The 21361-nt window shown below is 70.5% G+C and carries 25 protein-coding genes; 15 read left to right on the top strand and 10 right to left on the bottom strand.

Going from position 1 to position 21361, the window contains the following annotated elements; translation table 11 throughout:
- Positions 1-28 precede the first annotated feature (28 nt).
- The 3 genes from ABIE44_RS19515 to ABIE44_RS19505 are packed head-to-tail and all read left to right on the top strand — an operon-like array spanning position 29 to position 1994.
- Entirely contained in the window at positions 29-970 is a 942-nt protein-coding gene (locus tag ABIE44_RS19515; RefSeq protein ID WP_209713871.1) for a heme o synthase, read from the top strand.
- Positions 967-1431 (top strand): GNAT family N-acetyltransferase, encoded by a 465-nt coding sequence (locus ABIE44_RS19510; RefSeq protein WP_209713873.1) that lies wholly within the window; start codon positions 967-969, stop codon positions 1429-1431. Before ABIE44_RS19515 ends, ABIE44_RS19510 begins: the two co-directional genes overlap by 4 nt.
- Positions 1428-1994: a DUF2238 domain-containing protein gene (locus ABIE44_RS19505; RefSeq protein WP_354438345.1), complete on the top strand. Its 567-nt coding sequence runs from the start codon at positions 1428-1430 to the stop codon at positions 1992-1994. Before ABIE44_RS19510 ends, ABIE44_RS19505 begins: the two co-directional genes overlap by 4 nt.
- On the opposite strand, the gene ABIE44_RS19500 is transcribed toward ABIE44_RS19505, so the two are convergent.
- The 5 genes from ABIE44_RS19500 to ABIE44_RS19480 are packed head-to-tail and all read right to left on the bottom strand — an operon-like array spanning position 1991 to position 6131.
- On the bottom strand, positions 1991-3190 hold the full coding sequence (locus ABIE44_RS19500) for a low temperature requirement protein A (protein ID WP_209713875.1): 1200 nt from the start codon (positions 3188-3190) through the stop codon (positions 1991-1993). The genes ABIE44_RS19505 and ABIE44_RS19500 overlap by 4 nt on opposite strands.
- A complete protein-coding gene (locus ABIE44_RS19495; protein ID WP_209713877.1) occupies positions 3187-3546 on the bottom strand; it encodes a thiol-disulfide oxidoreductase DCC family protein in 360 nt (119 codons plus the stop codon). Before ABIE44_RS19495 ends, ABIE44_RS19500 begins: the two co-directional genes overlap by 4 nt.
- A gap of 1 nt (position 3547) precedes the next feature.
- The gene (locus ABIE44_RS19490) at positions 3548-4414 is read right to left on the bottom strand and encodes a COX15/CtaA family protein (protein WP_354438343.1); all 867 of its coding nucleotides are present in this window, start codon (positions 4412-4414) and stop codon (positions 3548-3550) included.
- On the bottom strand, positions 4405-5178 hold the full coding sequence (locus ABIE44_RS19485; RefSeq protein ID WP_354438341.1) for an ABC transporter permease: 774 nt from the start codon (positions 5176-5178) through the stop codon (positions 4405-4407). Before ABIE44_RS19485 ends, ABIE44_RS19490 begins: the two co-directional genes overlap by 10 nt.
- The gene (locus ABIE44_RS19480) at positions 5175-6131 is read right to left on the bottom strand and encodes an ABC transporter ATP-binding protein (protein ID WP_354438340.1); all 957 of its coding nucleotides are present in this window, start codon (positions 6129-6131) and stop codon (positions 5175-5177) included. The genes ABIE44_RS19485 and ABIE44_RS19480 overlap by 4 nt, the downstream gene beginning before the upstream one ends.
- Positions 6132-6244: 113 nt before the next feature.
- On the opposite strand from ABIE44_RS19480, the gene ABIE44_RS19475 reads away from it, so the two are divergent.
- The 9 genes from ABIE44_RS19475 to ABIE44_RS19435 are packed head-to-tail and all read left to right on the top strand — an operon-like array spanning position 6245 to position 13320.
- Positions 6245-6910 carry a helix-turn-helix transcriptional regulator gene (locus tag ABIE44_RS19475; protein ID WP_209713879.1) on the top strand — a complete coding sequence of 222 codons (666 nt, stop codon included), beginning with the start codon at positions 6245-6247 and terminating at the stop codon, positions 6908-6910.
- The gene (gene sufB, locus ABIE44_RS19470; protein ID WP_209713881.1) at positions 6907-8325 is read left to right on the top strand and encodes a Fe-S cluster assembly protein SufB; all 1419 of its coding nucleotides are present in this window, start codon (positions 6907-6909) and stop codon (positions 8323-8325) included. Before ABIE44_RS19475 ends, sufB begins: the two co-directional genes overlap by 4 nt.
- Before the next feature lie 46 nt (positions 8326-8371).
- Positions 8372-9538 (top strand): Fe-S cluster assembly protein SufD, encoded by a 1167-nt coding sequence (gene sufD, locus ABIE44_RS19465; RefSeq protein WP_354438337.1) that lies wholly within the window; start codon positions 8372-8374, stop codon positions 9536-9538.
- 4 nt (positions 9539-9542) lie between these two features.
- Positions 9543-9857, top strand: a complete 315-nt coding sequence (locus ABIE44_RS19460) for a non-heme iron oxygenase ferredoxin subunit (RefSeq protein WP_209713884.1) — start codon at positions 9543-9545, stop codon at positions 9855-9857.
- A gap of 2 nt (positions 9858-9859) precedes the next feature.
- Positions 9860-10621 (top strand): Fe-S cluster assembly ATPase SufC, encoded by a 762-nt coding sequence (gene sufC, locus ABIE44_RS19455; RefSeq protein WP_209713886.1) that lies wholly within the window; start codon positions 9860-9862, stop codon positions 10619-10621.
- Position 10622: 1 nt separating this feature from the next.
- Complete coding sequence (locus tag ABIE44_RS19450) at positions 10623-11867, top strand: aminotransferase class V-fold PLP-dependent enzyme (protein ID WP_209713888.1); 1245 nt, start codon at positions 10623-10625, stop codon at positions 11865-11867.
- Between the two features lie 12 nt (positions 11868-11879).
- On the top strand, positions 11880-12335 hold the full coding sequence (gene sufU, locus ABIE44_RS19445; protein WP_209713890.1) for a Fe-S cluster assembly sulfur transfer protein SufU: 456 nt from the start codon (positions 11880-11882) through the stop codon (positions 12333-12335).
- Complete coding sequence (locus ABIE44_RS19440; protein ID WP_209713892.1) at positions 12332-12691, top strand: metal-sulfur cluster assembly factor; 360 nt, start codon at positions 12332-12334, stop codon at positions 12689-12691. Before sufU ends, ABIE44_RS19440 begins: the two co-directional genes overlap by 4 nt.
- A 17-nt stretch (positions 12692-12708) precedes the next feature.
- Entirely contained in the window at positions 12709-13320 is a 612-nt protein-coding gene (locus tag ABIE44_RS19435; RefSeq protein ID WP_209713894.1) for an acVLRF1 family peptidyl-tRNA hydrolase, read from the top strand.
- A 1-nt stretch (position 13321) separates the two neighbouring features.
- Here the strand turns inward: ABIE44_RS19435 and ABIE44_RS19430 are convergent, their stop codons facing one another.
- A complete protein-coding gene (locus tag ABIE44_RS19430; protein WP_209713896.1) occupies positions 13322-13936 on the bottom strand; it encodes a DUF2510 domain-containing protein in 615 nt (204 codons plus the stop codon).
- Positions 13937-13977: 41 nt separating this feature from the next.
- On the opposite strand from ABIE44_RS19430, the gene ABIE44_RS19425 reads away from it, so the two are divergent.
- On the top strand, positions 13978-14889 hold the full coding sequence (locus tag ABIE44_RS19425; protein WP_209713898.1) for a phosphotransferase: 912 nt from the start codon (positions 13978-13980) through the stop codon (positions 14887-14889).
- Here ABIE44_RS19425 and bioD read toward each other — a convergent pair.
- Genes bioD through ypfJ form a run of 4 tightly spaced genes read right to left on the bottom strand, consistent with a single transcriptional unit; the run spans position 14886 to position 18884 of the window.
- Positions 14886-15566, bottom strand: coding sequence for a dethiobiotin synthase (bioD, locus tag ABIE44_RS19420; RefSeq protein ID WP_209713900.1), 681 nt, complete (start codon positions 15564-15566; stop codon positions 14886-14888). The two genes, ABIE44_RS19425 and bioD, sit on opposite strands and share 4 nt — an antisense overlap.
- The gene (locus ABIE44_RS19415) at positions 15563-16681 is read right to left on the bottom strand and encodes an aminotransferase class I/II-fold pyridoxal phosphate-dependent enzyme (RefSeq protein ID WP_209713902.1); all 1119 of its coding nucleotides are present in this window, start codon (positions 16679-16681) and stop codon (positions 15563-15565) included. The genes bioD and ABIE44_RS19415 overlap by 4 nt, the downstream gene beginning before the upstream one ends.
- The gene (locus ABIE44_RS19410; RefSeq protein WP_209713904.1) at positions 16678-17967 is read right to left on the bottom strand and encodes an adenosylmethionine--8-amino-7-oxononanoate transaminase; all 1290 of its coding nucleotides are present in this window, start codon (positions 17965-17967) and stop codon (positions 16678-16680) included. Before ABIE44_RS19410 ends, ABIE44_RS19415 begins: the two co-directional genes overlap by 4 nt.
- The gene (gene ypfJ / locus ABIE44_RS19405; RefSeq protein WP_209713906.1) at positions 17964-18884 is read right to left on the bottom strand and encodes a KPN_02809 family neutral zinc metallopeptidase; all 921 of its coding nucleotides are present in this window, start codon (positions 18882-18884) and stop codon (positions 17964-17966) included. The genes ABIE44_RS19410 and ypfJ overlap by 4 nt, the downstream gene beginning before the upstream one ends.
- 46 nt (positions 18885-18930) lie before the next feature.
- Between ypfJ and abc-f the strand changes: the two genes are divergently transcribed.
- Both abc-f and ABIE44_RS19395 read left to right on the top strand, forming a co-directional pair.
- On the top strand, positions 18931-20532 hold the full coding sequence (abc-f, locus tag ABIE44_RS19400; RefSeq protein ID WP_354438333.1) for a ribosomal protection-like ABC-F family protein: 1602 nt from the start codon (positions 18931-18933) through the stop codon (positions 20530-20532).
- Positions 20533-20561: 29 nt separating this feature from the next.
- Positions 20562-21353 carry an enoyl-CoA hydratase/isomerase family protein gene (locus tag ABIE44_RS19395; protein WP_209713910.1) on the top strand — a complete coding sequence of 264 codons (792 nt, stop codon included), beginning with the start codon at positions 20562-20564 and terminating at the stop codon, positions 21351-21353.
- The last annotated feature ends 8 nt before the right edge of the window (positions 21354-21361 follow it).

The raw sequence follows: 21361 nt of genomic DNA, 5'->3' as shown, positions 1-21361 counted from the left end.
CCGACCATGGAATGAAGGCGAGGCGTGCGTGACCGCGCTCGACGCAGAGGTGTCCGTCACCGGACAGGCTCCCTCCCGAGCGACCCTTCGTGACGTCGTCGCCGCCTACGTCGGGCTGACCAAGCCGCGGGTCATCGAGCTGCTGCTCCTCACCACGGTCCCGGTCATGTTCTTCGCCGCCCAGGGCGTGCCCGGCTTCGGCCTGGTGGTCGCCACGGTGATCGGCGGGACGCTGTCGGCGGGCTCGGCCTCGGTCTTCAACTGCGTCTACGACCGCGATATCGACGAGCAGATGCGACGCACCCGCCGGCGCGCTCTTCCCCGGCACATCGTCACGCCGCGGGCCGCGCTGATCTTCGGTGTCGTGCTGGGCGTGCTCTCGACCGTGATCCTGGCGGTCTGGGTCAACCCGCTCTCCGCGATCCTCTCGGTCAGCGCCAACGCCTTCTACGTCTTCATCTACACGATGCTGCTCAAGCGCCGGACGACGCAGAACATCGTCTGGGGCGGCCTCGCCGGCTGCTTCCCGGCGCTGATCGGCTGGACCGCGGTGACCAACGAGCTGGCCTGGGCCCCGGTCGTGCTGTTCCTGGTCGTGTTCTTCTGGACCCCGCCGCACACCTGGGCGCTGGCGATGCGCTACCGCGAGGACTACGCGGCGGTCGACGTCCCGATGCTGCCGGTCGTCCGGACGGGGGAGCAGGTCGCCCGCCAGATCGTGGCGTACTCCTGGGTCATGGTGGCGGTCTCCTTCGCGCTCTGGCCGGTCGCCGGCACCGGCATCGTCTACCCGGTCGCAGCCGGGGTCCTCGGCGCCACCTTCCTGGTCGAGGCGCACCTGATGTGGGTCCGCGCGCGGCGCAGCGACGAGCTCACCGAGATCAAGCCGATGCGGCTCTTCCACTGGTCGAACCTCTACCTGTCGCTGCTGTTCGTCGCCGTGGCGCTGGACCCGCTGCTGACGCGTTGAGCATCACGTTCGTCCCGCTGGCATCGGACGCTCCGGAGGCCGAGCGCCTGCTCGCCGAGTACGCCGCGGAGATCGCCGCCATGTACGACGGCGCTGACCTGGCCGCTCCGGGGATGCCGTCGGGGTCGCCCGCGGACTTCGCGCCGCCGGGCGGCACCTTCCTCGTCGGGTTCCGCGACGGCGAGGCGGTGTGCTGCGGTGCGGTCAAGGGCATCGGTCCCGAGGTCGGCGAGATCAAGCGGATGTACGTCGTCCCGGACGCCCGGAGGCAGGGCATCGCCCGGCTGCTCCTCGCTGCGCTCGAGGACGCTGCCCGATCGCTGGGGCACGGCACCGTGCGGATGGACACCGGGTCGAAGCACCAGCACGCGGTCGCCTTTTACGAGGCGTCCGGCTACCGGCCGATCGCCGACTACAACCAGAACCCGCTCGCGACGTGGTTCGGGGAGAAGGTCCTGTGAGGGTCCGGCTCACGCGCATGCTGCCGCTGGTCATCCTGCTGCTCACCGTCGGCCAGCTCGCCGTTGCGGAGTGGTGGCCCGGGATCGACCGGTTCGCCGACAAGGCTTTCGGTGCCCGGCTGGTCGCCTACCCGTTGCTGATGCTGCTCGCGCCGGCCCTGTGGTGGTGGTTCGTGAAGCGTCTGCGACCGGACGCGGTGGCGCCGTACGGGGCGTTCTCGCTGATCATGCTCGGGTTCCTCGTCGACGTCACCGGGAACAGCGCGGACCTCTACGACACCGTGTCGTGGTGGGACGACGCCAACCACTTCGTGAACTGGTTCTTCCTGCTGTCGGGCATCGGGCTGATCATCGGCGATTCGGTGCGGCCGCGGTGGGCCCTGGTGCTGCTGGTCACCGGACTGGGTGCCGTGCTGGCCATCGGGTGGGAGCTGGGCGAGTGGTACACGTTCATCCGGCACGGCACCGAGCTCGACACCGCCTACGAGGACACCCTCGGCGACGAGGCGCTGGGCACGCTCGGCGCGCTGTGCGCGGGGCTGGTCGTCGGGCGACGGCGCTAGCCGGCGTCGGCGCTGACGCCGGTGCGCAGCTGGTGGTCGAACACCGCTCCGACCAGGACCAGCCCGATCGCCAGGACGCCCGGACCGACGTGGTGCGACTCCTCCGTGGCGACCACCGCCGCGACGACGACCAACGTGCTGACGACCGACGGCGCGACCAGGGTGCGCAGGTCCCCGGTGCCGAACGCGTGGATCGAACCCAGCGCCAGCAGGTAGACCACGACCGCGACGGCCAGGCACAGGACGGCCTGGCGGTGGGTGATGCCGTGCGCCTCGTGCTGGACGACGTCGACGTTCGCGGCCAGGGCAGCGCCGACGGCAGCGATGCCCCCGAGCAGGAAGTAGTGCGCGTAGCCGAAGAGGAAACCGTTCCGGCCGTGGATGCAGTCGACCATCGGGCGCTTGAAGTACACCCACCACAGCGAGAGCACCAGCAGCAACCCGCCGGCGATGACCATCCCGAGGTCGGCGGAGAACCCGTGCTTGCCGCGGCTCGCCGAGATCGCCTGGGTCGTGGCCAGGATGACCTCGCCCAGCACGATGATGGTGAAGAGCTCGAACCGCTCCACGATGTGCTCGACGTGCCAGGGCGTGGACTCGCCACCGCTGTTCTCGGCGACGTACGGGATCGCCATCTCGGCCAGCGCCAGGGCGACGAAGGTGACCAGTCCGAGTGCCTCGTCGTGGACGAGCAACCGGGCCACCCACAGCACCTGGACGACCGCGATGCCGGCGGCGTAGCGCAGCGCGATCCGGCGCGCCTGCGGGTGGTCGCGCGCGACCCGCAGCCACATCGGGATCAGCGCCGCGCGCATCACCAGGTAGCCGGTCACCACGACCTTGAAGTCGGGATCGTCCTCGAAGATGTCCGGGATGCCGGTGGCCAGCACCAGCACCCCCGCCAGGATGACGAACGTCGTCAGCCGGAAGACCACGTCGCCGGTGTCGTAGGCGCTGGCGAACCAGCTGTAGTTCAGCCAGGCCCAGTACGTCGCGAAGAACACCATCGTGAACGCGATCAGGCCGTCGAAGTGCCCGGCGGAGAGCTCGTGGTGGAGGGCTGCCGCGGCGGCGGCGACCGCGACGACGAAGCTCAGGTCGAAGAGCAGCTCCAACGGGGTGGAGGCGCGGTGCTCCTCCTCGGGGTCGCGGCCGGTCAGCGGACGCTTCCACGGGACGGCGGTGGTCCGGCTCATCGGTGCTCCTCGGGAGGGGTGATCCGGCAGGCGGCGGTGCCTCCGGGCATCCGGTGCCGGTTCGCGGCGATCCGGGGGTAGACGAGGGCGGCGGCGTGCCGCAGGCCGGGCACGGTGAGCAGCCAGCCTGCGACTCGCGCGGGCCCTCGCTTCGCTCGGAGCGCGCGGACGATGGCGGGAGCGCCCAGTGCCGTGATCCGTCCGTCGACGAGCCACCCGGCGTTCTGGTCGGCCTGGTCCCGGGTGGCACCGACGGCGGTCAGGTCGAGCGTGTGCCAGGCGACGGGTGCGTCGTCGAGCCAGTGCGCGGACCGGGTGCAGAAGCCGCAGTCGGCGTCGTAGACCAGGTGTCCCACCTCATGCCTCCCGCGTCGCCAGCACCGCCCAGGTCATCGCGGCGGAGATCAGGGCCGCCCCGAGCATGTGGAACCCCACCAGGACGACGGGCAGGTCCGTGAAGTACTGGACGAACCCGATCGCGCCCTGGGCGATCTCCACGATCAGGAGCAGTCTGGCAGCCCGCTTGGCTGCGGCGCTCGCGCCGGTGACGTGCAGGACCACCAGCAGACCGATGGTGAGGCCGACGAACAGGAAGACCAGGTCGGCGTGCAGCTGCGAGAGCTGCAGCGGATCGAGCCCGTTGCGGGGGGCTTCCTTGTCGCCCGCGTGCGGTCCGGCGCCGGTGACGACCGTGCCGACGTACAGCACCGCCCAGCCGGCGGCGAACGTGGCCCAGGCCAGCCCGGTGACCGGCTTCACCGCGGTCGCGGGCGCCAACGGGCCGTCCCGGTCGACCAGGTGCAGCAGCAGCACCGCGGCCCCGACCATGGCCATCGAGCAGAGCAGGTGGAAGCTGACCACCCACGGGTTCAGGTCGGTCAGGACGCTGATGCCGCCGATGACCGCCTGGGCCGGGATGCCGAGCGCGAGCACCAGGGCGACCTGGCGCAGCTCGCGACGACCGGACTGCCACGCGGCGACGAAGGTCGCGACGGCCACGGCGACCAGGACGAAGGTGAGCATCCGGTTGCCGAACTCGATCGCGGAGTGCAGCGACAGCGAGCCGTGCGGGGTGAAGGACTCCTCGGTGCACCGCGGCCAGGTGGGGCAGCCCAGGCCCGAACCGGTCAGGCGGACGGCACCGCCGGAGACCACGATGACGATGTTGGCCACGATGCTCGCCCACGCGAAGCGCCGCAGCTGCGGCGTCAGGTTCACTCCCACCGGAAGGTCCTCGCGGTGAGCACGGTGCCGAGCGCCGCCCACACGACCAGCACCATCAGGTGGGCAGTCGCGAGCTGGCCCTCCATCAGGGCACGGCGCATGGCCTCGCCGAGCGCGCCGGACGGCAGGTGGTCGAGCACGATGTCGGCGCCGCCGTACTCGGAGACGGGCAGCACCACGGCTCCGCCGGCGAGCAGGAGCAGGTAGATCAGGTTCGCCGCAGCCAGGGTCGCCTCGGCGCGCAGGACGCCGGCGACGAAGAGGCCGAGGCTCGCGAACGCTGCAGTGCCCAGCAGCAGCGTGACGGCGGCGGCCAGCAGCGACGTCGCCGTCAGCTCCGGGTCCCAGCCCAGCACCAGGCCGACGGCGCCGATCACGACGACCTGGAGCAGCTCGACGAGCAGCAGTGCGCCGACCTTGCCGACGAGCAGTCCGGAGCGGGGCAGCGGCGAGGTGCCCAGGCGCTTGATGACGCCGTACCGGCGCTCGAAGCCGGTGGCGATCGCCAGGGAGGTGAACGCCGTCGACATCACCGCCAGGGCGAGCACGCCCGGGGTCAGCACGTCGACCGGGCGGTCGGAGAGGTCGAGGCCGACGTGCTCGGCACCGCGGACGCCGCCGATCAGCACGATCACCGGGATCACGACGGCGAGCAGCAGCTGCTCCCCGTTGCGGATCATCAGGCGCGCCTCCATCGAGGCCTGGGCGGCGATCATCCGGCCCAGGGGAGCGCTGCCCGGGCGCGGGGTGAAGGTCCCGCTCACGACTCGGGTCCTTGTCCGGCCAGACCTCGACCGGTCAGCTCCAGGAAGACGTCCTCGAGGTTGCGCTGGCCCAGGCTCAAGGACTCCGGCAGCACGCCCTGCTCTTCGCACCAGCGGCCGACCGTGGCCAGCGTGGTGTGGTCGGCCGGGCCGGTGACCAGCAGGCTGACGTCGCTGATCGGGGTCACCTCGACGCCGGCGCCGAGCGCCCGCTGCAGGCTCTCGGGCGCACCGTCGGGGAACGGCTTGGTGACGACCAGCCGGATGGTCGCGGTCCCGCCGCGGGTGAGGTCCAGCGGAGTGCCCGAGACGATCATCCGACCGCGGTCGATGATGTGGATGTGGTCGGCGAGCTTCTCGGCCTCGTCCATGTAGTGGGTCGTGAGCACGACGGTCACGCCGTCGTCGCGCAGCTCCGAAAGCAGCTCCCAGGTGTTCCGGCGGGCCTGCGGGTCCATCCCGGCGGTCGGCTCGTCGACGAAGACGACCTCGGGCCGCCCCACGACGGCCATCGCCAGGCCGAGGCGCTGCTGCTGCCCGCCGGAGAGCCGTCGGTACGGCGTCCGGCCGCAGTCGCCCAGCCCCACCCGCTCGGCCAGGTCGGCCGTGTCCAGCGGGTTCGCGTGCAGCTTGGCGATGTGCTCGAGCATCTCCATCGCGCGGATGCCGGACCAGGCGCCGGAGCCCTGCAGCATCACGCCGATCCGGGGGAGCAGGTCCCGGCGGTCGCGGACGGGGTCGAGCCCGAGCACCCTGACCTCGCCGGCGTGGGGGCGTCGGTAGCCCTCGCAGGTCTCCAGCGTCGTGGTCTTCCCCGCGCCGTTCGGGCCCAGGACGGCGGTGATCGTGTTCCGCTCGACGACCAGGTCCAGGGAGTCCACGGCGACCTTGTCGCCGTACGTCATCCGGAGCCCGCGGACCTCGACGGCAGGAGTCGTCGGGTCGGTGGTCACGGCCGAAGTCTAGGAGAGGGTCTGGGAGGCTCCTGCACGAGGGAGTCTCTTGAGATCAAGAGTTAGGCAACCCTTATTTGAAACCTTGATTTCATTAACGGCACACTGGTGTTGTGGAAATCGACCAGGTGACCGACGACGCCCCCACGCGGGAGCGTGTGGTGCGGTCGATCCTGGAGAACGGACCGTCGACCGCAGCCGCCCTGGGCGAGCGCCTGGCACTCACCCCGGCCGCCGTACGGCGCCACCTCGACCAGCTCCTGGCCGACGGTGCCGTCGAGGCGCGGGAGCCGCGAGCGGCCAGCGCGCGGGGCCGAGGCCGCCCGGCGAAGGCTTTCGCACTGACCGAGGCGGGACGCGACCGCTTCGACCAGCAGTACGACGACCTGGCCGTCCAGGCGATCCGGTTCCTGGCCGAGACCGGCGGCGAGGACGCCGTCCGGGCGTTCGCGGACCGCCGGGTCGCCTTCATCGAGGAGGAGTTCGGCGCCGCGATGGCGGCGGACCCCGAGTTGTCCCCGGCGGAGGCACTGGCGCGGATCTTCTCCGGCCAGGGCTACGCGGCCAGCGCGCGGAATATTCCGGTCGGTGAGCAGTTGTGCCAGCAGCACTGCCCGGTCTCCCACGTCGCGCACGAATTCCCGCAGCTCTGCGAGGCCGAGACCGAGGCGATCAGCCGCGTCCTCGGCACGCACGTCCAACGACTCGCCACCATCGCCCACGGCGACGGTGTCTGCACCACCTGCATCCCCACCCCTCAAGAGAAGGTGTCGAAATGACCAGCATCGAAGACCTGAACCCGGAGCTGAAGGGCATCGGTCGCTACGACTTCGGCTGGGCCGACAACGACGTCGCCGGCGCCAGCGCCAAGCGTGGTCTGAACGAGGACGTCGTCCGCGACATCTCGGCCAAGAAGAACGAGCCGCAGTGGATGCTCGACCTGCGCCTGAAGGGTCTCAAGCTCTTCCACCGCAAGCCGATGCCCACCTGGGGCGGCGAGCTCGACACGATCGACTTCGACAACATCAAGTACTTCGTCCGCACCAGCGAGAAGCAGGCGACCTCGTGGGAGGACCTCCCCGAGGACATCAAGAACACCTACGACAAGCTCGGCATCCCGGAGGCGGAGAAGCAGCGCCTGGTCGCCGGCGTCGCTGCGCAGTACGAGTCCGAGGTCGTCTACCACTCGATCCGTGAGGACCTCGAGGAGCAGGGCGTCATCTTCGTCGACACCGACACCGCGCTGAAGGAGCACGAGGAGCTCTTCAAGGAGTACTTCGGCACCATCATCCCGGTCGGCGACAACAAGTTCTCCGCACTGAACACGGCCACCTGGTCGGGTGGCTCGTTCATCTACGTGCCCAAGGGCGTCCACGTGGACATCCCGCTGCAGGCCTACTTCCGGATCAACACCGAGAACATGGGCCAGTTCGAGCGCACCTTGATCATCGTCGACGAGGACGCCTACGTGCACTACGTCGAGGGCTGCACCGCGCCGATCTACTCCTCGGACTCGCTGCACTCGGCGGTCGTCGAGATCATCGTCAAGAAGGGCGGTCGCTGCCGCTACACGACCATCCAGAACTGGTCGAACAACGTCTACAACCTGGTGACCAAGCGCGCGGTCTGCGAGGCCGGCGCCACCATGGAGTGGGTCGACGGCAACATCGGCTCCAAGCTGACGATGAAGTACCCGGCCGTGTACCTGATGGGCGAGCACGCCAAGGGCGAGACCCTGTCGATCGCGTTCGCGGGCGAGGGCCAGCACCAGGACGCCGGCGCCAAGATGGTGCACGCGGCCCCGAACACCTCGTCCTCGATCCTGTCGAAGTCGGTCGCCCGCGGTGGGGGCCGGACGTCGTACCGCGGCCTGATCCAGGTCAACGAGGGTGCGCACGGCTCGAAGAGCAACGTGCTCTGCGACGCGCTCCTGGTCGACCAGATCTCCCGCAGCGACACCTACCCGTACGTCGACATCCGCGAGGACGACGTCTCGATGGGCCACGAGGCCAGCGTCTCCAAGGTCTCCGACGACCAGCTCTTCTACCTGATGTCGCGCGGCATGGAGCAGGACGAGGCGATGGCCATGATCGTGCGCGGCTTTGTCGAGCCGATCGCCAAGGAGCTGCCGATGGAGTACGCCCTCGAGCTGAACCGGCTCATCGAGCTCCAGATGGAAGGTGCTGTCGGCTGACATGGTCACCCAGCTCCCCTTCCCACCCGACACGAAAGCGTTCGACGTGACCTCACCTGACACCGTCGCCGCAGCTCTCGAGCAGAGCCGCGTCGACTCCCACCTGCACCCGACCGGGTCCTTCGACCTGGCCGACCACCCGGTGCCCACCGGCCTGGAGGAGGTCTGGCGGTTCACGCCGCTCAAGCGTCTGCGCGGCCTCGCCCAGGACGCCCCGTTCGGCGCCGAGGTCAAGGTCGACGTCGAGGCCGCCGAGGGCGTCCTGGTGTCGCAGGAGTCCGCCGACGCGACCGTGCGCGGCACCTCCGGCCTGGTCCCGCTGGACCGGGTCTCGGCCCGGGCCTGGGACGCGTCCTCGTCGGTGACCGTCGTCCGGGTGCCGACCGAGCACGTCGCGGAGACCGCCACGGTCCTCCGCGTCGTCGGGTCCGGCGTCGACGCCTCCAGCGCCGCGCACACGGTGATCGTCGCGGAGAAGTTCTCCCGCGCGACCGTCGTGCTCCAGTTCGAGGGCTCGGCCGTCCTGGCCGACAACGTCGAGATCGTCGTGGAGGACGGAGCCGAGCTGACCGTCGTGTCCCTGCAGGACTGGGCCGACGACGCCGTGCACCACTCCAGCCAGCACGCGAAGGTCGGCCGCGACGCCAGCCTCAAGCACGTCGCCGTCACCTTCGGTGGCGACCTGGTGCGCCACGACACCACCGCGGAGTACGCCGGCCCCGGCGGCTCGGTGGAGATGCTCGGCATGTACTTCGCCGACGAGGGTCAGCACATCGAGCACCGGTTGTTCGTCGACCACACGGCCCCCAAGACCAAGAGCAACGTCATCTACAAGGGCGCCCTGCAGGGCGAGGGCGCGCACGCGGTGTGGATCGGCAACGTCCTGATCCGCAAGGTCGCCGAGGGCATCGAGACCTACGAGGAGAACCGCAACCTCATCCTCACCGACGGCTGCCAGGCCGACTCGGTCCCGAACCTGGAGATCGAGACGGGCGAGATCGAGGGGGCGGGGCACGCCTCGGCCGTCGGTCGCTTCGACGACGAGCAGCTGTTCTACCTGCGCTCGCGCGGCGTCGAGGAGTCCGAGGCCCGTCGTCTCGTCGTGCACGGCTTCTTCAACGACCTGGTCCGCAAGATCGGGGTGGCCTCGCTGGAGGCCAAGCTGATCGAGACCGTCGAGGCCGAGCTGGCCAAGAACGTGCTGAAGGTCTGAGGAGATGACCTTCGTCCGCGCCTGCTCGCTGAGCGAGGTACCCACGGGTGCCGCGCTGTGCGTGGAGGTCGACGGCCTCGACGTCGCCATCGTGCGCGACGGCGAGGACGTCTTCGCCATCGAGGACCAGTGCAGCCACGCGGCCGTGCGGCTCTCCGAAGGCGACGTGGAGGGCTGCGAGATCGAGTGCTGGATGCACGGATCACGCTTCGACCTCCGCACCGGCAAGCCCCTCGGCCCGCCGGCCACCGAACCCGTTCCCGTCTTCCCGGTGCAGATCTCCGGGGACGACGTACTCGTCGATCTAGGAGAGAACTGACCATGGCAACACTGGAGATCAAGGACCTGCACGTCTCGGTCGACACCGAGGACGGTCCCAAGGCGATCCTCAAGGGCGTCAACCTGACCATCAAGGACGGCGAGACGCACGCGATCATGGGCCCGAACGGCTCGGGCAAGTCCACCCTCGCCTACTCGGTCGCGGGACACCCGAAGTACAACATCACCGGCGGCAGCGTCACCCTCGACGGCGTCGACGTCCTGGAGATGTCGGTCGACGAGCGCGCCCGCGCCGGCCTCTTCCTGGCGATGCAGTACCCGGTCGAGGTGCCTGGCGTCTCGGTCGCGAACTTCCTGCGCACCGCGAAGACGGCCATCGACGGCGAGGCGCCGAAGCTGCGCACCTGGGTCAAGGACGTCAACGGTGCGCTGGAGCGGATGAACCTGGACTCGACCTTCGCCTCCCGCTCGGTCAACGAGGGCTTCTCCGGTGGCGAGAAGAAGCGTCACGAGATCGCCCAGCTCGAGCTGCTCGACCCGAAGGTCGCGATCCTCGACGAGACCGACTCCGGGCTCGACATCGACGCGCTCAAGGTCGTCTCCGAGGGGGTGAACCGGTTCCGCGAGAACGACGGCAAGAGCGTCCTGCTGATCACGCACTACACCCGGATCCTGCGCTACATCAAGCCGGACCACGTGCACGTGTTCGTCGCCGGCAAGGTGGCCGAGTCCGGTGGTGCCGAGCTCGCCGAAGAGCTCGAGGCGAACGGCTACGACAGGTTCCTCAAGGCTGCGGCGGTCTGAGATGACCGCCGTGGAAGGACTTCTCTCCGACCTCGAGGTCATCCGCAAGGACTTCCCGATCCTCGGGCGCACCGTGGCGAACGACCTGCCGCTGGTGTACCTCGACAGCGCCAACACCTCGCAGAAGCCGCAGGTCGTCATCGACGCGATGGTCGACCAGCTGGAGAACCACAACGCGAACATCTCCCGAGCGATGCACACGCTCGGCGCGGAGTCGACCGAGGCGTTCGAGGCTGCCCGTGACCGGGTCGCGGCGTTCCTGAACGCGCCGTCGCGCGACGAGGTGATCTTCACCAAGAACGCCTCGGAGGCGCTCAACCTGGTGGCCCGGACCTACCCGCTCGGGCCCGGCGACCGCGTGGTCATCACCGAGATGGAGCACCACTCCAACATCGTGCCGTGGCAGCTGGCCACCGAGGCCGCTGGTGCCGAGCTGCGCTGGTTCGGGATCACCGAGGACGGCGAGCTGGACCTGTCGAACATCGACGAGCTGCTCACCCCGAGCACCAAGGTCGTCGCGCTGACCTGGGTCTCCAACATGCTCGGCACGATCAACCCCGTCGCCGAGATCGCCCGACGTGCCCACGAGGTGGGTGCCGTCGTGGTGCTCGACGCCTCGCAGGCGGCGCCGCAGCTCCCGGTCGACGTCCAGGCCGTCGACGCCGACTTCCTGGCCTTCACCGGGCACAAGGTCACCGGGCCGACCGGCATCGGCGTGCTCTGGGGCAGGTCCGAGCTGCTCGACGCCATGCCGCCGTTCCTGGGCGGCGGCGAGATGATCGCGACCGTGTCCATGGAGAAGTCCACCTGGGCGCCGATCCCGCACAAGTTCGAGGCGGGCACCCCGCCGATCGTCGAGGCCATCGGGCTCGGGGCGGCGATCGAGTACATCTCGCACGTGGGTCTCGACCGGATCCACGCCCACGAGCAGGCGATCACCGGCTACCTGCTGGACGGCCTGGCGAGCGTCGGGGGCGTGAAGGTCCTGGGACCGACCGACCCGACGCGTCGCGGCGGCGCCGTCGCCTTCGAGCTCGCCGGAGTGCACCCCCACGACGTCGCTCAGCTGCTCGACAGCCGGGGGATCGCCGTCCGGGCGGGGCACCACTGCGCGAAGCCGGCGCACAAGCGTTTCGGGGTGCAGTCCTCGACGCGCGCGTCGTCGTACCTGTACACGACGCCGGCGGAAATCGACGCGCTGGTCGAGGGCCTGAACTACACCAAGAACTACTTCAAGGTCGGGTGACGTTACACAGTCATGGACTTGGACTCGCTCTACCAGGAGATCATCCTGGACCACTACCGGAACCCCCTGCACGCGGGGCTCCGGGAGCCGCACGAGGCCGAGGTTCACCACGTGAACCCGACCTGCGGTGACGAGGTGACCCTGCGGGTGCACCTGGAGACCACCGCCGGGGCCACGATCGTCTCGGACGTCTCCTACGACGCCGAGGGCTGCTCGATCAGCCAGGCCTCGGCCTCGGTGATGGCGGACCTGGTGATCGGGCGCTCGGTCGACGAGGCGCTCGAGACCCACGGCGCGTTCCTGGAGCTGATGCAGGGCAAGGGTCAGGTGGAGCCCGACGAGGAGGTGCTCGAGGACGGGATCGCGTTCGCCGGTGTGGCGAAGTTCCCGGCCCGGGTGAAGTGTGCACTGTTGTCCTGGATGGCGTTCAAGGACGCTGCCCTGCAAGCGCAAGGAGAGAACGCATGACCGATCACTCTGATCTTCCCGAGGTCGACCTCGGCGGCGGGACCGCCCTGGCCAGCGACGAGGACATCCTCGAGGCCATGCGCGACGTCGTCGACCCCGAGCTGGGCATCAACGTCGTCGACCTCGGTCTGGTGTACGGCGTCAACCTGGACCCGTCCTCCAACCTGGTCCTGGACATGACGCTGACCTCGGCGGCCTGCCCGCTGACCGACGTCATCGAGGACCAGACCAACACGGCTCTCGAAGGCCTGGTCAACGACGTCACGATCAACTGGGTCTGGATGCCGCCGTGGGGCCCCGACAAGATCACCCCCGACGGTCGCGACCAGCTGCGCGCGCTGGGCTTTAACGTCTGAGCTGTGGTCGAGACCCGGTGACGGCGGTCGCAGTCCCAGCCGAACGGTTCCCGCGCTGGATCGCCAACTTCGAAGCACGTCACGGCAGCACGACGTTGACCGTCGCGGACGGCCGGCTGGCCGGTGCGGCCGTCGACGGCTCGAACTTCGTTGCCGCGCTGCCCTTCTCCCGCTCGTACGAGGGCGTGCCCGAGACTGACCCCTTCCTGGCCGCAGCGCACCCGCCTGCGGACTGGGCCGTCCTCCTCGTCCGCAAGGGCGGCTTCGCCGTGGCCCGCCTGTCGGGTGGATCGACGACAGCCTCGAAGGTCGGCCAGCGCCACGTCCAGGGCCGGACCAAGGCGGGCGGTCAGAGCCAGCAGCGGTTCGCCCGTCGTCGGGACAACCAGGCGCGGGCCGCCTTCGAGGCCGCGGCCGAGCACGCCGTCCGGTTGATCGCCGGCGCTCCGGCCGTGGTGGTCGGCGGTGACACGTCGGCGGTTGCCGCCGTGCTCGAGGACCCGCGTCTCAAGGAGCTCTCCGTCCGGGTGGTCGGCCGCTTCCTCACCGTCCCCGATCCGCGCCGCGGCGTGCTGGAGGAGGCCGTCGAGGCAGCTCTTGCCCTGACTGTCGAGGTCGAGAACGCCTGAGTCAGCCCGCCGTGTGCGGGGTCCAGGCCTCGCCGTCCCAGTAGCGCAGGGGAGCCTCGCGCAGCGGGTCGTCGTACCAGTCCGGGGCGACGCGCTGGGTCGGGATCCTGGGCGCGACGACCCGCTCGGAAGGAGCGGCGACCTCCTCCCGCGAGATCAGGCGGCGGGTCTCCTCGGCGAGGGCGTGGTCGCCGCGGAACTCCGGGAAGGCGAAGAAGAACGGTCCGGAGTCGCTGGTGATCTCGAGCATCCAGAGGTTCGTGCTGGTGCCCGGGAGCAGCTGCTGGTGCACCCCGATCAGGGACTCGGGGCCGCGGTACAACGAGCTGAAGTCGTGCTTGGTCCGGAAGCCGCCGCGAGACGCGGTGATGATCATCCGGTGAGGCGTGAGCAGCATGACCGCGTTCGGCCAGGTCTTCCCGTACCGGTGCAGGATGCCGGGGGTGAGCCAGTCGACGGTCTCGCCCGGGGCGAGCTGCGCGGCCGCGAGGTCACCGTGCTGCGCCACCGTCGCCGACGCGGCCTGGACCCAGGCCGGCGCGTCGAACCTGCTCAGGTTGCGGCCCAGCGCAGCGGTCACCTCGGAGACAGCCGCCTCGGACACCTCGATCGTCATGCTCGGAGCATAGTCGTCGGGCTTCTGCCACGATGGGTGGCATGTGGCAGCCCGATCCCGCGTGGACCCCGCTGCCCGCCGGCGGCGGTCCGGCCACCGTCGGCGTCTGGAGGGCCGTCCACGAGGGCACTGCAGCCGTCGTGAAGAGGCTCGGCCGGCCCGGACCCGACGACCAGCCGCTGCTGGAGGACCGCGCGCACGCCGGCTACTGGCGCCGCGAGGCCGAGGTGGCGATGAGCTCCGAAGTGGTCGACGGCCCCGGGCTGGTCCCGCCGCGCTACCTGCGCTGCGACGAGGACGAGGACGGCATCACGCTGTGGTCCGAGCAGGTCGTCGCCGAACCGCCCACCTCGCTCCTGGTGGCGCGGTCGCTGGGACGCTTCGCCGGGGCGCCGTACGACGAGCCCGCCTGGGCAGCGCGACGCACCCTCACCGACCGGCTGGCGATCGCCGAGAGCCGGGGCGGGTGGCCGACGCTCGAGCGGACCACCCTGGCCGACGTGGCCGCCCACCTCTGGTCGAACCGGGCTCGGCTGCTGGCCGCCCGCGACGAGGCGCCCCGTGGACGCGTGCACGGTGACGCCGTCCCGGCGAACTTCGTCGCCACCCGTGGGGACGCCGTTGTGGCGGTGGACTGGCAGGGCTTCGGCGTCGGGGCGGTCGGTACCGACCTGGGCTACTACGCGCTCTCGGCGCGCGAGGACTTCGAGGTGCTGCTCGCGACCTTCCTCGACGGGGTGGTCGAGAGCGGGGGCAGTCCGGACCCTGCCGCGGTGCGCACCGCCGCCACGGTGATGGCGGTCTACACGGTCTTCAGCCGAGCGGAGTGGGCGCTGTCCCGGGTCGCCGGGGGAGAGGGTGCCCTCGCGGGCAAGTTCGGGCACCCGTCGGTGGCGCCGCACCTGCGCGCCCTGCAGCGCCAGGCGCCGCAGATCGAGTCGCTGCTCGGTTAGTCCAGCTCGACGCCGGGGGCGACCACGGCGGCGAACTCCTCGGCGTCCCAGGTGCCCGCGCCGGCGGGGATCCTCGCCATGATGCGGGATCCGGTCATCCGCGGCAGGTCGAGCAGGTTCTGCTCCGATGCCAGATCGGGTTCGACCGGCCACGACCCGACCACCAGTCCCTCGACCTGGTGACCACGTGCCCGGATGGCGTCGACCGTCAGTGCGGAGTGGTTGAGGGTGCCGAGCCCGGACCGCGCCACGACGACCCAGCTCACCGCTGCGCCGCTCGCCTGCACGGCATCGGCCAGGTCGAGCAGACCCCAGTCGTCGCCCAGGTTCACCAGCAGACCACCGGCACCCTCGACGAGCACGTGGTGCCGGCTCGCTGCGTCGACGACGGCAGCGGCCTGGGCGGCGACCGTGGGGAGCGAGGCGCCCTCGAGGCGTGCCGCGGCATCGGGGGCGAGGGGAGCCAGCAGCCGGACGCCCTCGTGTCCCGGGACGCCGCCGGTCAGCCGTTGCACCTCGGCCAGGTCGCCGGGCTCGTCGGCGGTGACGCCGGTCTGAGCCGGCTTGACGACGTACGGGTCCCTGCCGGCACGGCGAAGTGCCACGGCGAGCGCTGCGGTGGCGACGGTCTTCCCGACCTCGGTGTCGGTGCCGGTGACGAACCAGACCGTCGTCACAGCAGGCCTCGCAGCACGCGGGCCGACCGGTCGAGCTCGTCCTCGGTCAGGTGCGCGTGGGCGGTCAGGCGGAGCCGGGAGATGCCGTCCGGGGTGGACGGCGGTCGGAAGCAGCCGATCCGCACTCCCTGCTCGGCGGCGCGGGCGACGGCGGCCACGGCCTCCTCGGGCCCGGGCACGGCGACCGCGAGCACGGCACCGTCGGCGGACGGTACGCCGCACGCCTCGGCCAGTAGCCGGGCGACCTCGCGGACCCGACCGACGCGCTCGGGCTCCTCGAGGATCACCTCGAGGGCTGCCAGCGCAGCGCCTGCCGCGGCGGGGGCCAGGCCGGTGTCGTAGATGAACGGGCGAGCGGTGTTGATCAGGTGGTCCCGGACCGCGGCCCCGGACAGGACCGCGCCTCCTTGGGCCCCCAGGGACTTGCTCAGCGTCAGGGTGGCGACCACGTGCTCGGCTCCGGCCAACCCGGCCTGGTGCAGCAGTCCGCGGCCCTCGGGCCCGCAGACGCCGAGGGCGTGCGCCTCGTCGGCGACCAGCAGGGCGTCGTGCTTCTCGCACGTCGCAGCGAGCTCTGCCAGCGGCGCGGCGTCACCGAGCACGGAGTAGATCGACTCGACGAGGACGAGCGCGCGTGTCTGGGTCCGGTCGGCCAGCGCGGCCTCGACGGCGGCGACGTCGTTGTGACCGACGACCTGGACCGTCCCGCGGGAGAGCCGGCAGGCATCGATCATCGAGGCGTGCACGTGGGCGTCGGAGACGATCAGGGTGTCGGCGTCCGCGAGGGCGGCGACGACCGCGAGGTTGGCGTGGTACCCGGTGGACAGCACCAGCGCCGCGGGGAACCCGGTGAAGGCCGCCAGCGCGTCCTCGAGCTGCTCGTGCACGGAGAGCGTGCCGGTGACCAGGCGGGATGCGCCGGCCCCGGCGCCGTACGCCTCCGCGGCCTTGGCTGCGGCCGTGACGACGCGCGGGTCGCGGGAGAGTCCGAGGTAGTCGTTCCCGGCCAGGTCGAGCATCGGGCCGGCGACGTCGCTGGCGAACAGGCTCCGGACCAGGCCGGCCTCGGCGCGAGCGGCGGCACGTTGGGCCAGCCAGTCGCTGAACGAGCTCATCCGTGCACCTCCTCGACGGCTTCGACGATCGCGGTCGTGATCGTCCTCAGATCCTCCTCCGACGTCACGTACGGCGGCATCGAGTAGACCAGATTGCGGAACGGACGGACCCAGACCCCGCGGGCGAGCGCGGCCTCGGTGACGCGTCTCACGTCGACGGGAGTGCCCAGCTCGACCACCCCGACGGCACCGAGGGTGCGGACGTCGGCCACGCTGCCCAGGTCGCGGGCGGGCGCGAGCCCCTCGTCCAGGGCAGCGTTGATCCGCGCGATGTTGGCCGCCTGGTCGGTCGCCGCGAGCAGGTCCAGGCTGGCAACGGCGACCGCGCACGCCAACGGGTTCGCCATGAAGGTCGGTCCGTGCATCATCGCGCCCGCCGGGCTGGCGTCGACCGCGGCGGCGACCTCAGCGGTCGTGAGCACGGCAGCGAGCGTCACGTATCCGCCGGTGAGCGCCTTGCCGACGCACAGGACGTCCGGGGTGACACCGCAGGCGTCTGCCGCCCACGCCGTCCCGGTGCGCCAGAAGCCGGTCGCGATCTCGTCGAAGATCACCAGTGCGCCGTGCTCGCGGGCCAGGGTCGCGAGAAACCGGACGGCCTCCGGGTCGTACGCGTGCATGCCGCCGGCGCCCTGCAGCAGCGGCTCGAGGATCACCGCTGCGACGTCGTCCGCGTGCTGCTCGAAGAGTGCCTGGGTCGCCGACTTCCACTCCTCCAGCGGCTCGCCGGTCGCCGGAGGGCGGTCGGCGAAGACGTGCTCCGGCAGGAAGCCTGCGTACAGCGAGTGCATCCCGCCGTCCGGGTCGGTGACGCTCATGGGGGAGAACGTGTCTCCGTGGTAGCCGCCGCGGACGGTGAAGAACTTCGTCCGACCGATGCCGTCGCGGGCGTGCGCCTGCCACGCCATCTTCATCGCGACCTCGACGGACACGGAGCCGGAGTCGGCGAGGAAGACCTTGTCGAGGCCTGCGGGCGCCAGGTCGACGAGTCGGCGCCCGAGCTGCACGGCGGGCTCGTGCGTCAGACCGCCGAACATGACGTGGCTCATCCGTCCGAGCTGGTCGACCACGGCAGCGTCGAGCTCAGGGACGGCGTACCCGTGGATGGCGCACCACCAGGACGACATCGCGTCCACCACCTCGACCGGGCCGGAGTCACGCTGCAGCCTCAGACGGACGCCGCGGGCCGAGAGCACCTGCTGGACCGGGCTCGGTGCCGTCATCGAGGAGTACGGGTGCCACAGGTGGTCCCGGTCGAACGCCAGGAGGTCGTCGTACGAGGTCACAGTGCCCCGGCGCGGAAGGTGTCGCAGGCCTGGAACGAGCCCTTCTCGAGACCGATGTTGAACCAGCGCGCCCGTTGCTTCGAGGACCCGTGCGTCCAGGACTCGGAGTCGACGCGGCCTCCGCCGGCCTTCTGGATCCGGTCGTCACCGACCGCCGTCGCCGCGTCGATGGCCCGGGCGATGTCGTCCTCGGTGAGGCCCTCGATGATGGTGTTCCCCTCGGCGTCCCTGGTCTCCTGGGCGCCCTTGGCCCACATGCCGCCGAGGCAGTCGGCCATCAGCTCCGACCTCACCGAGTCGCTCTTCGGTCCCTGCTGGGTCCGGATCCGGCTCAGGTAGCCCAGCAGGTCCTGGACGTGGTGGCCGTACTCGTGCGCCATCACGTAGGCGAGCGCGAAGGTGCCGCCCTGGGCGCCGAGGTCACCCTCGAGCATGTCGTCCATGAAGTCGGTGTCGATGTACACCCTGGCGTCGTTCGGGCAGTAGAACGGGCCCATCGCCGACTGGGCGGCACCGCAGCCCGAGGAGGTGCCGCCGGCGAAGATGATCGTCTGGGCACGGTCGTACGAACCGAGGCCCTGCTCGGCGAAGGTGGTATTCCAGTAGTCCTGGATCGACGTGGTCAGCAACGAGATGGCGCAGTCGTCGGTCTCCGACTTGTTGGCCTCGGCACCCGTGCAGCGGACGTCGCTCCCGGTCTGGTCGCCGCCACCGTCGCCGGTCAGGCCGCTCATGTCGACACCGGTGAGCTGGGCGACCAGGTACAGCAGGCCCGCGGCCACGACCCCACCGATGGTAAGCCGGCCGCCGCCACGGCCGCCGAGACCGGGGAGGCCGATACCCCCACCGCCTCCGCCGCCACCGGTGCGGCGGGAGGTCTGGCCACCGTCCGAGCTCGCCTTGGGATTGAACCTCATGCCCGCCTACTTCCGTCGTCCGTGCGACTCGTAGACTAATGCCTCCGTGATCACCGCCTCCCGCCTCGAAGTCCGTGCCGGCGCCCGTCTCCTGATGGAGAACGTGTCGTTCCGCATCGCGACTGGCGACCGCATCGGACTGGTCGGGCGCAACGGCGCCGGCAAGACCACGCTCACGAAGATCCTGGCCGGCGAGGGCCTGCCCGCGTCCGGGTCGGTGACGAGCTCCGGCACGCTCGGCTACCTGCCGCAGGACCCGCGGACCGGTGACCCCGAGGTCCTCGCCCGCGACCGGATCCTCTCGGTGCGCGGACTGGACACCGTCGTGGCGCGGCTGCGCGAGGCCGAGGAGCAGATGGCCTCGGACGACCCGGACGTCCGCGAGAAGGGCATGAAGCGCTACGAGAAGGCGGACACCGCGTTCCACGCGGCGGGCGGCGGGTACGCCGCCGAGGCCGAGGCCGCGCAGATCTCGGCCGGTCTCGGGATCGACGAGCGGCTGCTCGGTCAGCCGCTGAAGACGTTGTCCGGCGGTCAGCGTCGCCGGGTGGAGCTCGCCAGGATCATCTTCTCCGGCGCAGACATCCTGCTGCTCGACGAACCGACCAACCACCTCGACGCCGACTCCATCGTCTGGTTGCGCAACTTCCTGGCGAGCTTCAGCGGGGGACTCGTGGTGATCAGCCACGACGTCGAGCTGCTCGAGGCAGTCGTCAACAAGGTGCTGTACCTGGACGCGAACCGCGCCGAGGTCGACCTCTACAACATGACCTGGAAGAACTACCTCCAGCAGCGCGAGAACGACGAGCACCGTCGCAAGAAGGAGCGCGCAGCTGCGGAGAAGACGGCCGAGACGCTGATGGCGCAGGCCAACAAGATGCGCGCCAAGGCCAGCAAGGCCAAGGCCGCGCAGTCGATGATCAAGCGCGCCGAGAAGATGATGGACGGGCTCGAGAGCGTCCGCGCCGCCGACAAGGTCGCCAAGATCAAGTTCCCCGAACCGGCTCCGTGCGGCAAGACGCCGCTGATGGCCCAGGGGCTCTCGAAGTCGTACGGGTCGTTGGAGGTCTTCACCGACGTCGACCTGGCGATCGACAAGGGCTCACGGGTGGTGATCCTCGGACTCAACGGGGCCGGCAAGACGACGATGCTGCGGATCCTGGCCGGCGTGGACTCCGGCGACACCGGCTCGTTGCTCCCGGGGCACGGCCTGAAGATCGGCTACTACGCCCAGGAGCACGAGACGCTCGACACCTCGCGGACGGTCCTGGAGAACATGGCCACCTCGGCCCCCCAGCTCACCGACGCGGAGCGGCGTACGGTCCTGGGCTCGTTCCTGTTCAGCGGCGACGACGCCACCAAGCTCGCAGGGGTGCTCTCGGGCGGCGAGAAGACCCGACTGGCGCTGGCCATCCTGGTCGTCTCCTCGGCGAACGTGCTGCTGCTCGACGAGCCGACCAACAACCTGGACCCGGCCTCGCGGGAGGAGGTCCTCGCGGCGATCCGGAGCTACCAGGGGGCGATCGTGCTGGTCACGCACGACGAGGGCGCCGTCCAGGCCCTCGAGCCCGACCGGGTGCTGCTGCTGCCCGACGGCGACGAGGACCTGTGGAACGACGGCTACCTCGATCTCATCTCGCTGGCCTGAGGGTCGGTGTCCGCCACTAGGCTCGGGCCATGCCTGGACTCCCCGACGCCGACACCCTCGCCGCAGCGCGCCTCGCCCTCGAGATCGACGGTGCCGTCGCCACCATCACCCTGAACGCGCCGCAGAAGCGCAACTCGCAGGTGCCGTCGCTGTGGCACAACCTCGCCGCGATCGGCGAGGCGCTGCCCGAAGAGGTCCGCGTCGTCGTCGTCAAGGGCGCCGGCACCTGCTTCTCGGCGGGGCTGGACCTGGGGCTGCTCAGCCCGGGCGGGGTCGAGGGGGAGGAGTTCCTCGACATCGCGGCGTCCTCGGACGAGCACGTCATCGACACCATCGACGGCTACCAGCGCGGGTTCACCTGGCTGCACGATCCTCGGTTCGTCACGGTCGCCCAGGTCCACGGCTACGCCATCGGCGCCGGCTTCCAGCTCGCCCTGGCCTGCGACCTCCGGGTCGTTGCCGAGGACGCCTGGTTCTGCATGAAGGAGCCAGCGCTGGGCCTCGTGCCGGACCTGGTGGGAACAAAGCCCCTGGTCGAGCTTGTTGGCTATGCACGGGCACTGGAGATCTGTGCGACCGCTCGGCAGGTCTCCGCGCCCGAGGCGGCCGCCATCGGGTTGGCGACCGCTGTCGTCCCGGCCGCCGAGCTCGACGAGACGACCGCGGAGCTGACCGCGGCGCTCCTGGAGGTCAACGCCGGTGCGGTGAAGGAGACCAAGGCCCTGCTGCAGTCCGCGAAGGCCACCGACCTGGAGTCGCAGCGGCTGCTGGAGCGGACCGCGCAGACCCGCCGGTTCCGCGCCCTGTCCAACGGGGGCTGAGCACGCTG

Origin of the sequence: Marmoricola sp. OAE513, assembly GCF_040546585.1 — a bacterium.
Taxonomy (GTDB): Bacteria; Actinomycetota; Actinomycetes; order Propionibacteriales; family Nocardioidaceae; genus Marmoricola.
Note: the sequence above shows the minus strand (reverse complement) of the source record. Positions and strands in the feature narration are given on the sequence as shown.